Source organism: Candidatus Villigracilis proximus, assembly GCF_016717045.1.
In the GTDB taxonomy this organism is placed as follows: Bacteria; Chloroflexota; Anaerolineae; order Anaerolineales; family Villigracilaceae; genus Villigracilis; species Villigracilis proximus.
Genome location: NZ_JADJUO010000020.1, coordinates 16,700 through 31,286 on the forward strand (window position 1 = coordinate 16,700; position 14,587 = coordinate 31,286).

Below are 14,587 nucleotides of genomic sequence, written 5' to 3' on the forward strand. Positions count from 1 at the left end.
GTATCAGCCTTGCTTCGCCGCAAACGATCATGTCGTGGTCTTACGGCGAAGTGCTCAAACCCGAAACGATCAATTATCGCCGCTTGCGACCAGAGAAGGACGGGTTATTCTGTGAGGCCATTTTTGGTCCCACCCGCGACTGGCAGTGTTACTGCGGAAAATATAAGAACCCGCGCTATAAAGGCATCACCTGCGATAAATGCGGTGTCGAAGTAACACGCTCGGCAGTCCGCCGTGAACGCATGGGGCACATCACACTCGCTACACCTGTTGCGCACATTTGGTATACGCGCCGCATCCCTTCTCAATTGGGCATGCTGCTTGATATCTCACGCCGCAATCTTGACCGCGTGTTGTACTTCGCGCAATACATCGTCACCTATGTGGACGAGGAAGCCCGCAAGAAAGCCCTGCAACGTCTTGAAGATGAAATTTCAGTATCAGAACGTGAGCAGGCTGCTGGTGTGAACTCCAGAATTGCCGAGATCAAGCAAAAGCGCGATCATGATATTGCCGAACTCAAACAAAAGCAGGCTTCTCTGCAACAAGGCTACGATGAAAACATCGCCGAGAAGATGGAACCCATCACCAAGGAAGGCCAAAAACTTGAGAAGCAGCTTCAGGAACAAATGGGTGAAGCCGCCAAGAAAGCCATCGTCTTTGAGCTGACCGGTGAGAAGATCATCGATGCTGGTGACAAGATCCATAGCAAACATATTACTCTTGTTCAAAAGGCCGTTGCCAAGAAATTGGAAACACTTGAGAGCGAATCAAATGACAAGAAGATCCGCGAGATCGAGAGTCTTAAGACTCAAGCCGCTGCAATCAAAGCACAGGCCGATCAGGACATGGAAGCTTTACGCGGCGAATTGGAGAATCAGACCACCGCTTCTTCGAATAACTCCTCACGCTTGCGTGATGAACTGTTGGAGCTCCGCCCCTTTACATTCCTGAGCGAAATCCGCTATCGTGAATTGAAGCAGCGTTGGGGACAGGTCTTCCGTGCCGACATGGGCGCTGAGGCCTTCTTCGATATTCTCGAACGTCTTGATCTCGATAAACTTTCTGAAGAACTCTGGCATGAAGTCCGCACCACCAAGAGCAAGCAGAAGCGCAAGAAATCCACAACCCGTTTGAAGGTCGTGGAAGCGTTCCGCCGCTCTGGCAATAGTCCGGCCTGGATGATCCTGACCGTTCTTCCGGTCATTCCTCCGGATCTGCGCCCGATGGTTCAGTTGGACGGTGGCCGCTTCGCGACATCCGATCTTAATGATCTGTATCGCCGCGTGATCAACCGCAATAACCGCTTGAAGAGATTGCTCGAACTCGGCGCTCCTGACGTTATCATCCGCAATGAAAAGCGCATGTTGCAGGAAGCCGTTGATAGTTTGATCGATAACTCGCAGCGCGGCAAAGCTCTCTCCCGCCGTGGACGCCGCGAACGTAAATCCTTGAGCGATATGCTCAAAGGTAAAAAAGGACGTTTCCGCCGCAACTTGCTCGGCAAGCGCGTGGACTATTCCGGCCGTTCCGTGATCGTGGTTGGACCGAAATTGAAACTTAATCAATGCGGTCTGCCCAAGAGCATGGCGCTTGAGTTGTATCGTCCGTTCGTGATCGCGAAACTTGTACAAAATAATTACGCCGCCAATGTTAAAGGTGCGCGCCGTTTGATCGAACGCAACAGACCCGAAGTTTGGGAAGCTCTTGAAAGCGTGATCGGCGATCGTCCGGTAATGCTCAATCGTGCGCCTACCTTGCATCGCCTCGGTATTCAGGCCTTCGAGCCGATCCTTGTGGAAGGCTCCGCCATCCAATTGCATCCGCTCGTCACCACCGCTTTCAACGCGGACTTTGACGGCGATCAAATGGCTGTCCATGTTCCGCTTTCACAGAAGGCAGTTACCGAAGCCCGCGAACTCATGCTCGCTTCGAAGAACTTGCTCAAACCCGCGGATGGTGAGCCGATCATCTCACCCTCCAAAGATATGGTGTTGGGTGTCTATTACCTGACCATGGAAAAGAAAGCTGTCCATCGTGGTGATGGCCGTGCCTTCGCGACCATTGATGAAGTGGAACTCGCGTACGCACTCAATCAGGTGGATGTTCACACCGAGATCAAATTCCTCGCCAGAACCTGGTACGACGAAAACAATGACCGTCTACCCGAGGCTCAGACCCGTGTTATTAACACAACCATTGGCCGTGTACTCTTCAATCGCGTTTTGCCTGAACAAGTTCAGTTCGTCAATATGAAACTGGACAAGGGCGGCGTGAAGGATCTGATCGCTGAAGTTTACGAACTCTGCGGACAGGAAGTCACGACCGATGTCGCTGATGCAGTCAAGAGCATTGGTTTTGAATATGCTACAAAATCCGGTACCACGCTCGCGGTGGCCGATATCTCCATCCCGCCGGAACGTAAAGGCATCATCGACGAAGCTCTTAAGGCCGTTGAAGTTGTACTTCGCGATTTCCGCCGTGGTTTGTTGACCGAGCAGGAAAAGAACGAACGTGAAATTCAGATCTGGCAGGAAACCACAGACCGTGTGGGTCAGGCCGTGAAGAGACACATGGATCCCGATGGCAATCTTTCGACCATGGCGACCTCCGGCGCGACCAAGGGTGGTTTCTCCACCATTTCGCAGCTGGCTGGTATGCGTGGTTTGATGGCCGATCCTTCAGGCCGCATCATCCCGATGCCGATCCGTTCCAACTTCCGCGAAGGTCTTACTGCTCAGGAATACTTCATCTCGACCCATGGTGCTCGTAAAGGTCTCGCGGATACCGCTCTTCGTACCGCGGATGCCGGTTACCTGACCCGCCGTCTTGTGGATATTGCACAGGACATCATCATCAACGAAGTTGACTGCGGCACGCACGAAGGCATCTGGATTCGCAGCACAGACGATGTCGCTGGTCAGTCCATGATGAGCCGTATGTACAGCCGTCTGATTGCCGAGCGCGTACTTGATCCAAATACCGGCGAAATCCTTGCTGAGTACAACGATGTCATCACCCATGATCTGGCACGCAAGATCGCCAACACGGGCATCAAAGAAATGAAACTCCGCTCCCCGATGACCTGCCAGCTCAGTCACGGTATCTGCGCCAAATGCTATGGCATTGACCTCGCCCGCGGCGAAATGGTTGAGCTTGGCTCCGCAGTCGGTATCGTGGCCGCCCAGTCGATTGGTGAACCTGGTACACAGTTGACCCTCCGCACCTTCCACACCGGTGGTGTGGCTTCAACCGGCGCATCCGATATCACCACTGGTTTGCCCCGCGTGGAAGAAATCTTCGAAGCCCGCAAGATGCCAAAGGGTGAAGCCGTTGTCGCTGAGATCAGCGGTATGGTCTTCGTTCAACAATCTGAAAAATATGCAGACATGCGCGAAGTCCGCATTGAACACGCTGAAATGGTTCACGACGAATACGCACTTCCTGAAGATTGGAAATTCGTCGCTAAAGATGAATCTGAAGTACAGGTTGGCGAGATCCTCGCAACCAAAGACAAAGCCACCATCACCGCCCAGCACGCCGGACGTGTGGCCGTGGAAAAGAAAGACCGCAAGATCATCGTCTCCTACGAACAACGCGAAGAGGTCATTGAAGACATCCCCACCACCTCCCGCTTGCTCGTCAAAGCCGGCGCACATGTTGAGGCTGGTCAGCCGCTTACCGAAGGTTCACTCAACCCGCATCGCGTGTTGAAGATCCAGGGACGTGACGCCTGCCAGATGTACCTTATGACCGAAGTGCAAAAAGTGTATCGTTCACAAGGTCAGAACATCCATGACAAACATTTTGAAGTCATCATCCGCAAGATGTTGAGCAAAGTGCAAGTCACCCGCCCCGGCGACACCAAGTATCTGCCCGGTGACGCAGTCGACCGCCTTGAAATCCGCAAGATCAACGAAGCCTTACTGGCTGAAGGCAAGACCGCCGCGCGCTCACAGGAAGTTTTGCTCGGCGTGACGAAAGCCTCACTCAGCACCGACTCGTTCCTCTCGGCCTCTTCCTTCCAGCACACGATTAAAGTGTTGGCAAGCGCGGCCATCGGCTCCACCACCGATCCGCTTTACGGTTTGAAGGAAAACGTGATCATCGGCAAGCTCATCCCCGCGGGCACAGGTTTCATCCACGGGCGCTTCGCAGACGAGAAGGTTCAGAACAACGCCACACAGTGGTCAAATCTTCCAGACATGAACTTGTAAGTCAAAACGAAATAAAAGAAGGACGATCTGCAAAGGTCGTCCTTCTTTTTAATATTAGTAATTCGCGAAAACAATATGGAGTCAGACAGCTTGCTGTCTACGAAAGATGTGAAACTCAGCAATGTCGATTCAAATCCATCAGCAAGCTGATGGACTCCAAAATTTCGAAGCACTCATAATATGAATACATGAAAAAATTCTTAAGCAAAAAACCAATTGGACTTCCCACCCGCGGCAAGACTGCATCGAATCGACTTCGCCGGGTCGATAATTTTATTCTGCTCTATGAGCCCTCGCTTCTCACGCGGACCGATAACCTGTTCGCTGATTCATTCTTCATTGATCTTGGCTATGGCTTTGATCCTCGTACCACCCTCGAAAGCGCCGAACGCTTTCGGCGTATCAATCCCAATCTTCCGATCCTCGGTGTTGAAATTGACAAGGAACGTGTCGACGCGGCATTACCTTATGCAGACGAGATCACACACTTTCGGCTGGGCGGATTTAACTTGCCTTTGCAATCAGGTGAACGGGTAAGGTTGATCCGCGCTTTTAATGTCCTGCGTCAATATGAAGAAAAGGATTTTGCGCCCGCGTACGAACGTCTCGCTGAATATGTATTGCCCGGCGGATTAATGATCGAAGGCACATCCACGCCGTTTGGGCAGCTTTGGGCGGCGAATGTTGTAAGGAAGCAGGAAAAAGATTGGAAATTTGAAGCGCTGGTTTTCAGTACAAACTTCCGCTTGGGATTTGATATTATAGATTTCCAAGCTGTACTGCCCAAGAATTATATTCATCACGTGGTACCGGGCGATGAAATTTATGATTTCGTGGAAGCCTGGAAACGTTCTGCGGCAGAGACGGCTTTTGCCAAAGTGTTTGGGTTGAGACAATGGTTTGTCGCTTCTGCGGAGAGTTTGGCTGCAAAGGGGTATAAAATAGACCTGCACAGAAAATGGTTAAGTAAAGGCTGGTTAATCTGGAATCAATAAGAAGGAAAAAATTATGCCACGCTCTCATCGAATTTATTTTCCAATAACCGTATTATTGATCGCGAGCATCGCATGTGCAGTGCCTGCAATCTCCACCGTACCTGATACCGCAACTCCAATAGACCTCAACAATGCCATTGCCCAAACAGTAGCCGCATTGACATTAAACGCGCCAACGGAAACATCGTCACCCACGCTGGAACCAACGGCGATTTTTACCTTCACGCCATCTCTCACATCGACAGAGACCGCCACCCCCACACTCGAATTTACGTCCACACCGTCCATTACGTTGATCACTGTTTCGGTGGATACCAATTGTCGCAGTGGACCAGGAAAGGTCTATCCCCGGGAAGGCTCGTTATTAATTGGTGAAACTGCCGAGGTTCTGGCTGTTGACCCGACCACTAATTATTGGTATATCCGCAATCCGGATGCAAGCAACGCCGCAGAATATTGCTGGGTATGGGGAGAATATGCAACATTGACCGGCCCTACTTTGCAATTGCCGATCCATACTCCGCCGCCCACGCCCACTGCCACAGCGACCTTTATTCCTACAAATACAGTCCCGCCGCCGCCAACCTTCAACGCAGATTATGTCGGTGTAGACACCTGCAACGGTCAATGGTGGGTTAATATTAAGCTAAAAAATACCAGTTCTGTTTTATTTAAGTCAGTTTATATCTCGATAAAGGATAAAACAATGGATATAACGCAGGTGCAATTACAAAATGAATTCTCCCGCCGCGACGGCTGTTCGGGAGCAATACAAAAGATTCATTTGGAGCAGGCGAGACCTACATCCAAAGTTCACCATTATTTGGCTACAACCTATCTGGGCACGAAATCAAAGCAACCATTACGATCTGTTCAGATAAAGATTTGAACGGAATTTGCTCAACCCGGGGAGTCGGTGTAATTATTCCGTAAACGCCACATCCTCAACTTTTATTTATTTGCTTTCTACCGTACATATCGAAAAATGCCCAAATTTTTAACGCGAATTACACGAATTGACGAATTCCTCGAATTATTTTTGGTTTTCGCATCATTCGCCTCATTCAAGAAATTTGCGTTTAGATTTGTCACTTTTAATGTATCGCTTAACAATTTTTATTTATTTTTAAAAGGAATGCTGACTACTCCACTGTCAGCATTCCTTTTTGGATAATTGGAGCATACTTGACAAGCAACGAACACACTCCCGGAGAAGCTTTTGCGGAATAATTGCTAAACTTCCTTTTTCCTGCTGATAAAAAACGGCGCCAGGAAAAGTAGGATGGATAACCCAATACAAGACTGCACCAATTACAATCTCAGCAGCCCTCAAAACAAACCAAGTCTTTCTTACTTAATTATTTTTTATAAGCCGCAGTTAAAATCAGACTAATTTCACCAAGGAATGTAAGTATAATTTGAAAATATTCAGGAGTATAAATATCCAAAAAAGAAACCAAAGAAACACGGTCATTAATAACAATAATAACTCCCCCTCTACAGATTTTATGCAAACCTATGGCGGAAATGTTGTTGATCTTAATTAGTCTGGTGAATATAAGCTTTGAGCAGGAAATTATAATCAAGAAGAACAGAAAAAATATCCGATAAAATTGGATAAGTTGAAGACCCAATTAGAAGAATCTCCTTACAAACGAGGCCACCAGTGCAAAAAAAAAAATTTTAATCAGGTATATATCACCTTTATTCTTATTTTGGTAATGACCATCCTGGCTTGTTCCTCTTTTTCCAGCCCTGCAGTAATGGTCACTCACACCCCTCGTTCTATTTCGACACTTGCCCCAATTACGGCCACTGCGATTCTTATTTACCGCCAGTGCAAATATTTTCATTAGATGAAGCAGATAGAGTTCCACCAGAAGATATTCTGGTGGAGATACATTTTTCAGCTTCTGGTGGAGGCGGTGGACCTACGGAATGTCCACATTATGATATTAACTCTCCATCGGAGGGTTTCAACAGTGAACATAAGGATCCAAATTCCCCTGATCCGAAACCCATTAAGCTTACGGTTTGTGGATGGGTGTTGGGTGAGCAGGCCAATGTCGTAATTGAAACACCCAATGGCGAAATATATAAAGAAACAACCGCCGCGGCACGTCCATTTACAACGTACAATGCGTATGATGATCGTTCTTTTGCTGTTATCGATTATGAATATTTCCCAGTGGAAGGTCAGTTTGGAAAATATCGGTTTACCTTCACCGGGGATAGCGGTGTGGTTACGATCACTTTTTTTGTTCCGCCTCCAAATTTAAATATGGAGTGGGATTCAAGTGGGGAGACATTTTACGTGTCTGGTCTTCAGCCTGGTGAAAGAGTACGCATGCTCTTGTATAAAGTAGATTCAACCGGTATGAGTGAAGGTAAATATATCTTTGACTCGTGGAATGAATATTACGCAGATGAGTTTGGACAAATTCAACTGCAAGATAATTCTGATGATAGCGAAGCAGATTTTCGATTTGCAGTTGTTGGTGATATTTCAGGATGGGTCCCGGGATCTGATTTAAAGGGAGTAACCACGATCAATCCAGACGGTTCATGTGTTGCAGATCCATGGAAGAATGAAGTGTTCCCGACCAGATTATATGTGGGCGAATATGCCTACGTCGCGTTCGATCCACCTACATCCAATCGTTTGCGTAACGGCCCGGGGCGCAGCTATGACGTAATTGATATGATCAAGCCGGGTGTTGTTTTTGAGATTCTTGAAGGCCCAAAATGCATCAATGGTGTGACCTGGTGGAAGATCAAAGGAGTGGACCGACCTTTTGAGGGCTGGACCACCGAAGCAAACGAACAATACTGGCTTGTCCCATGCAGCCCTAAAAATAAAGCATGCCCATAGATAATTTCCCCATCTACAGATTTACTATGTGGACGGGGAAATTTCCTTCTTCTTGCGGATTAAAAACAAGGGCGCGAGAAAAAGTGGAATGGATAATCCGACGCCGCATAACCCGCCAAGACCAAACATGCCGCCAATGGATGCCAGCGCAAATTGCTCATTGCGGATGATCTGCGTGCTTCCATCGGCAAAGGTGCAGGTGATCTCCACAGTGTGCCCATACGTACCGTTTGGGTCGCTGGTGGTTGGCATGGACGCACCATCCTGAGTCGAAGAATTTTCCGCACCGGGGCAGTAAATTGCCACGGCGATCTTATCACTCAGGTTTGGGATGACAAAAAGTGTCGGCCCAAGCATGAAAGTTGTCACAAAAATAATTCCGCACGAAACAGCACCAATCACAACCCAGGCGATAATGCGCGCGATCCAGACTTCCTTTGCAGTATTAAGTTTCATAGTCACCTCTATATGAGTGAAATTTTATCGAATCCAAAAGTCCGATACAATCACCTAAAAGAGTGATAAACCGCCCTGCATGACTTGACGCCTTCCATCTTTCCCCGTAAGATAAGCCCCGCAATAGAACATACATTCATATATTTACCACAAGCACGAAGTAGCACGAAGGTTTAAATCTTTTCCTTTGTGTCCCTTGGTGCCGTTTGTGGTTAAAAGATTTTTGGAGCAGCTATGGAACTTGGTATTGTTAGAAAAATAGATATTGATACTGAAATGCAGCAGTCTTATCTCGATTATGCGATGAGCGTGATCGTGGCGCGCGCCCTGCCCGATGCGCGTGATGGACTCAAACCCGTGCAGAGACGTATCCTCTACGCGATGTACGACATGGGCATCCGCGCGGATACGGCGTACAAGAAGTCTGCACGTATCGTGGGTGAAGTGCTTGGTAAATATCATCCGCATGGTGACTCGGCAGTGTACGAAGCGATGGCGCGTATGGCGCAGGACTTCTCTCTGCGAACATTACTCGTGGATGGTCAGGGGAACTTCGGTTCTGTGGACGGTGATCCGCCGGCAGCCATGCGTTATACAGAAGCGCGTCTCACCTCGGCGGCGCTTGATATTCTTTTCGACCTTAACAAAGAAACTGTTGACTTCGTCCCAAACTTTGATGATACGCTTGAAGAACCGGGCGTACTGCCTGCGGCAATTCCCAATCTTTTGGTGAATGGCGCAACAGGTATTGCCGTCGGTATGGCAACCTCCATTCCGCCGCACAATCTTGGTGAAATTGTTGATGCGCTTGTATACATGATCGAGAAGTGGGACAAACTCGATGATATTGATGTTGAACAATTGATGGAATTCGTGCAAGGTCCCGATTTCCCCACCGGCGGCATCATCATTCAGGAAAAAGGCGAAGAGGATATTGAGTCTGCGTATGGCTCAGGGCGCGGACGTGTGACCGTGCAGGCCAAGGCGCACATCGAAGAGATGGAAAGAGGCAAAAGCCGGATCATTGTCACAGAATTACCGTACCAGGTCAACAAGTCCAGTTTGATCGAGCGCATTGCCGAACTGGCACGCGATGGTCATCTCGAAGGCTTATCCGATCTGCGCGATGAATCTGACAGACAGGGAATGCGCATCGTCCTCGAAATGACGAAGAATGTTGAGCCCGAAACCGTGCTGCGTGAGTTGTACAAACGCACGCCGATGCAAACTACTTTCGGTATCAATCTGCTGGCATTGGTGGATGGCGAGCCGCGTACACTCACTTTGAAACAGGCGCTGCGTGTTTATGTTGAACATCGTTTAACGATCATCAAACGCCGCGCCGAATTTGATCTGGATAAAGCCAAAGCCCGCGCACATATTCTTGAAGGATATTTAACTGCGCTCAAGAATTTGGATGAGATCATTCAGATCATCCGCTCCGCACCTGACGTGGATACTGCCCGGCAAAAACTGATGAAGCGCTACAAGCTGACAGAGTTGCAGACCAACGCGATCCTTGACATGCAATTGCGCCGTCTGGCCGCGCTCGAACGCAAGAAGATCGAAACTGAATACAAGGAAATCAGCGCCATCATCAAAGATTTAACAGATTTACTAAAATCTGCAAAACGGATGCGCGCAGTAGTATCAGATGAATTATTACGCGTAAAAGCCGCCTATGGTGACCGACGCCGTACACAAATTGTAAACTTGAAGAAGAGCGGAAAAGGTTCGAAGTCACTGACCGCCACCGACCTGATCACCGAACAAACTGTATGGATCGGCGTCACAGCAGACGGCATCATGGCACGCACACATGACGATAAAGCGCCGCGTCCTTCGGGTAATGATGCGCCGCACTTTTTAGTGAGGGCATCTTCCACCGACACACTTTATCTGGCCGCTGAAAACGGCAAAGCCGCCGCGATTGCACTGCACACCCTGCCCGAGATCGGCGCAAACGGACATTTGCACGATGGCATTCCATATTTCAAAGCATCGCCCTTAACTCAGGACGATAAACTCGCGGCTGTCTTCTCCATGCCCGCCAAACGTTCTGAATTCCCGCCCGAGACTTGTGTCATCACTGTTTCACGTTTTGGCATGGTGAAGAAGAGTCTCATCACAGAAATGCCCGGCCCCTCAGCGCAGACGTTTGTCCTCGCCAGAGTGAACGAAGGTGACAGACTCGGCTGGGTTGGTTTAACCGATGGCGCGAAGAAAGACGTTCTGCTGGTCACAGCACAAGGTATGGCGATCCGCTTCAAGGAAGATGACGTGCGCCCCATGGGACTTGTCGCCGCCGGTGTGAACGGCATCAAACTCGATGATACTGACGAATTGGTTGGCGCTGAAATTCTGCCCGCCGAAGGTGAAATCCTCTTGATGGCATCTGATGGCAAAGCCAAACGCGTCAGCGAAAAGGAATTCCCAACTCAGGGACGCTATGGTAAGGGCGTGACGGTCTGGTCATTGCCGAAGAAGACCACCATTGCGGGTGTTGCCTCGGGCAAGCCGAATCACATCGCAACCATCCATACCAGCAAAGGCGCGCCCAAATCTGCCAGATTAGATGCCGCCACGATCCGCAAACGTGCCGCCACCAAAGGTGACATGCTTGTGGAAGTGAAACCCGGTGAAGCAGTGACTTCCATCATCGTAGGCTGGACCGTGGAAAGATTTGTTAAAGTGGTGAAGGAAGAGAAGAAGGAAAAGAAAGCCGAAAGCGCGAAGAAGGGAAGTGGAAAGAAGAAAGAGAAACCCGCCAAGCCCGCGAAGAAAGCTGCGGTCAAGAAACCTGTACAGAAGAGTGTAGCGAAGAAAAAGAAGAAGTAGGATTTAAGTTAAAACTCCAGAATCATTAAGGTTCTGGAGCTTTTTGTTGACGGTGAAAAAGTTTCTGTTGAAATTTGATTGAGAAGTTAATATTCAGCAGTTCGCAATTTTGGAGCCCATTTGGAGTCTATCAGCTTGCTGATGGTTTTATAAACATTTCTGTGTTTCATATCTCAAGTGGACAGTGGATATAAAATCCGCTGTCCACTTTTATTTTATTTCCTCTGTCTCTGCGGAAACCATCTTGTCAGATCGCCCCAGTTCATCAGGCCGAAGAGAGCGATCAACACGAAACCCACTACAAAGCTAAGCGGCAGGAAGGTGATGGCTGTGCCTCGTTCGAGTACGGGCTCGATTGCATCGGTCAAAATCAGGAGGACACTGGCAATGTAGAAACTTTGGATTATGCCCAGAAATCCGATCCACAGAATGGAGACGATCAATCTCCCCAGCGAGGCGAGTTTCCCTTCCCTATTGACCAGCGCACGCCTTGATAAAAGGACTGCGCGCACGATCAAAACGGAAACAATGATATTGACGATCAAAAAGGGAATCAGGTTTTGGTATGCCAGAAATTGCTGATTGAATTCAAACCACAAGGGAATCCAAATACTGGCCGAGAAAAAAGCCAGCAGAGTTAGAAAGTAATCAAGCATTTGAATAATGCGCGGATATAAAACCTGTCCGCTGATCGGGATGACTCCGAGCGCCTTCGTCAGTTTTGCAGGTTCAGGTAGTAAGAGCGCGAGATTTTTTAGATTCTTTAATCCGCGTCGAAAATCGATCCATTGAACGCGCTGGAGTGCGGCATCATTGATCACAGTATCCTGCACAAGAATCGGGAAAACGATCTGCTTTTCAGGATTAACAGAAGTTGTGTTTTTATAACGGGAAATGACCGCGAAACTGATCTGTGCCTGCGCCGCATCTGTCACCTGCGGATGGCCGTATTTGGTCAATCCCTTAATGATCGCATTCGCATATTTTTCATCTTCGGGCGCGTGCTCAATATAAAAAGGTACTGCGTTGTGCAGTTGGTCGTCCGGAATATATCTTTGGGCGGTTTGAGGCGCCGATGCACTTGGCTTTCCCCAGGCGCGCATCCTTTTGGATGCAAGCAGGAGGAGCAAGATGGGCGCAGTAAATGAACCGGCGATCCAACAATAAGTGAAAGGCACATTTGTGAATTCGTAAGGCAGAAAAAATGCCCAGCTTAACGCCAGAACCACAGGCAGGGTCAGCAGTGCAAAGCGCACACGGTAAAAATGAAAGTTACGTTTTAAGATCTGAAACGGAAGCGGAATTAACAGAATCGGAATGAAGATTGTCCACCAGCCGGAGATCGAAGCAACAACTGTCACCAGACTGATGATGAAAGCCAGCCAGATGGTGAACGATGTTTTAAATCCCTTTTGCGGCGGCATCACCTGCGGACTCGCTTTATCAAATTTCGCGAGCAGCAATTTATATTGTTTATTGAACGAGCCGCGAAAATCGATCCACTCGCAGGATTGCAGCACAGGCGGCAATGGCACGGCTTCAAAGATCAACAGCAAAATGCGCTTCTTCTGTTCTAGCGCGCGCTGGTATTCATCTTCAACATTTTTCGAATCAATGGACGACCTCGAAACCACCAGCAGCACGATCTCAGCCGCATCGATGCCCGCCAGAATTTGATCGAACCACGGTCTGCCGGGAATCAGGCTTTGATAATCAAGCCAGGGTTGAAAGCCGCTGCCTTCCAATGCTTTAAAAAGCATGTCAACAAAAGACACTTCCTGACGCGAGTAACTAATAAAAAGAGAGTTGGGCATGTGAGGCAATCTGTCTTATTAGAGTTTGCACTATTAATAATAAGCAGAGAATTATTGCTGAATATTCCCCACCAGTCCCAGCTCTGGCGCGATCTTGCGCATGGCCGTGATGACATTGCCCACGTGCTCCCAAATATCCACGCCAAGAACTTGCGCAGCATGTTCCATTTCAGAGCGGTCTGTGCCGGCGGCGAAGGCTTTGTCCTTCCATTTCTTTTTAACCGAGGACGCTTCAAGATCGTATAAAGAGCGTGAGGGACGTACCAGTGCGACGGCTGTAATTAATCCGGTTACTTCGTCACAGGCGGCGATGGCTTTTCTGCGGATCGTATCACGTGGAAGTTCCAGATGATCGGCATGACTGAGAATATCCTGAATGATATCTTCGCTCACGCCGCGTTCGCGCAAGATCGGCGCACCCGCCTGTGGATGCTCTTCGAGTGTGGGATGTATCTCCCAATCGAAATCGTGCAGCAGCCCGATCAATCCCCACTGTTCCACATCCTCGCCATATTTCTCGGCGTAGAAACGCATCGCAGCTTCCACAGACAACATGTGGCGGACAAGTCCTTCGTTCTTTACAAACTCACGCACAAGATCCAACGCTTCATCACGGGTCATTGGTTTTCTCCATTTTATATATTTTACACAGCAACAAGATCACTGCCACAACTTATTTACCTGTTTACCTAATCAACCTGCCCCACTTCACTCAATCGGCTCCGGCTCGCCCAGCACAGGCAGAGGCTTTGCGATCATCACATCCCACACAGCCTGAAAGTTGGCGAACAATTCGCGCGTGTTCCAGTAGATGCGCGAACGTTTCAAAAAATAATGATTATCCGCTTCCACGCCCGTAGACTCGATGCCAAACCAATTGCATAAAAACAAAGCGCGCGGTAAATGAAAGGCCTGAGTCACAAGAATTGCAGAGTCTACTTGAAAGATATGCTTTGCACGATAACAAGTGTCATACGTGCGGCGGCCGGCGTAATCCAAAACGATATCTTCATCGGGCACGCCCAGATCAAGCGCGTATTGACGCATGGCTTCAGGTTCGTTGTATTCGACAAAACGATTGTCACCGCTCATCAGCAATTTATCCACTTTGGATTGTTGATAGAGCTGCACAGCGGTTTCCACACGATCACGTAATACAGGGCCCGCCGAACCATCACGCAAAAGGCCGGCGCCAAAAACAATTGCCACACGTTCCGCAGGGACATCCAGCACGGCAAACGTACGGGGCATGGCATAAAGCAGAACGATCAATTTGGGCAGCAGTAAACCCGTCAACACCAGCAGACTGAGAATCAGCGCGAAACGCCAGAGGAATTTAAATATTTTCTTGAACATGGAGATAATTTTACAGCATATATCAATTCAGCCGGAGCA

General features: G+C 48.8%; 9 protein-coding genes. 5 read left to right on the forward strand and 4 right to left on the reverse strand.

What is annotated here, in order from left to right; genetic code table 11:
* The first annotated feature begins 29 nt into the window (after nt 1-29).
* The 4 genes from rpoC to IPL71_RS19290 all read left to right on the forward strand — a co-directional run bounded on the left by rpoC (nt 30) and on the right by IPL71_RS19290 (nt 8,084).
* Entirely contained in the window at nt 30-4,217 is a 4,188-nt protein-coding gene (gene rpoC, locus IPL71_RS19275) for a DNA-directed RNA polymerase subunit beta' (RefSeq protein ID WP_514130822.1), read from the forward strand.
* A 188-nt stretch (nt 4,218-4,405) separates the two neighbouring features.
* Nucleotides 4,406-5,212 carry a methylase gene (locus IPL71_RS19280; protein ID WP_345324452.1) on the forward strand — a complete coding sequence of 269 codons (807 nt, stop codon included), beginning with the start codon at nt 4,406-4,408 and terminating at the stop codon, nt 5,210-5,212.
* Nucleotides 5,213-5,225: 13 nt separating this feature from the next.
* Nucleotides 5,226-6,101 (forward strand): hypothetical protein, encoded by an 876-nt coding sequence (locus IPL71_RS19285; protein WP_345324454.1) that lies wholly within the window; start codon nt 5,226-5,228, stop codon nt 6,099-6,101.
* Nucleotides 6,102-7,049: 948 nt separating this feature from the next.
* Nucleotides 7,050-8,084, forward strand: a complete 1,035-nt coding sequence (locus tag IPL71_RS19290) for an SH3 domain-containing protein (protein WP_345324456.1) — start codon at nt 7,050-7,052, stop codon at nt 8,082-8,084.
* Between the two features lie 24 nt (nt 8,085-8,108).
* Here IPL71_RS19290 and IPL71_RS19295 read toward each other — a convergent pair whose 3' ends face one another.
* Complete coding sequence (locus IPL71_RS19295; RefSeq protein WP_345324458.1) at nt 8,109-8,540, reverse strand: hypothetical protein; 432 nt, start codon at nt 8,538-8,540, stop codon at nt 8,109-8,111.
* A 234-nt stretch (nt 8,541-8,774) separates the two neighbouring features.
* Here IPL71_RS19295 and gyrA point away from each other — a divergent pair, with 234 nt between their 5' ends.
* On the forward strand, nt 8,775-11,378 hold the full coding sequence (gene gyrA, locus IPL71_RS19300; RefSeq protein WP_345324460.1) for a DNA gyrase subunit A: 2,604 nt from the start codon (nt 8,775-8,777) through the stop codon (nt 11,376-11,378).
* A 215-nt stretch (nt 11,379-11,593) separates the two neighbouring features.
* Here the strand turns inward: gyrA and IPL71_RS19305 are convergent, their stop codons facing one another.
* The 3 genes from IPL71_RS19305 to IPL71_RS19315 form a co-directional block, all read right to left on the reverse strand.
* Nucleotides 11,594-13,192 (reverse strand): toll/interleukin-1 receptor domain-containing protein, encoded by a 1,599-nt coding sequence (locus IPL71_RS19305; RefSeq protein ID WP_345324462.1) that lies wholly within the window; start codon nt 13,190-13,192, stop codon nt 11,594-11,596.
* A gap of 51 nt (nt 13,193-13,243) precedes the next feature.
* Entirely contained in the window at nt 13,244-13,813 is a 570-nt protein-coding gene (locus tag IPL71_RS19310) for an HD domain-containing protein (protein WP_345324464.1), read from the reverse strand.
* Nucleotides 13,814-13,900: 87 nt separating this feature from the next.
* Nucleotides 13,901-14,548 carry a SanA/YdcF family protein gene (locus IPL71_RS19315; protein WP_345324466.1) on the reverse strand — a complete coding sequence of 216 codons (648 nt, stop codon included), beginning with the start codon at nt 14,546-14,548 and terminating at the stop codon, nt 13,901-13,903.
* Nucleotides 14,549-14,587 lie beyond the last annotated feature (39 nt).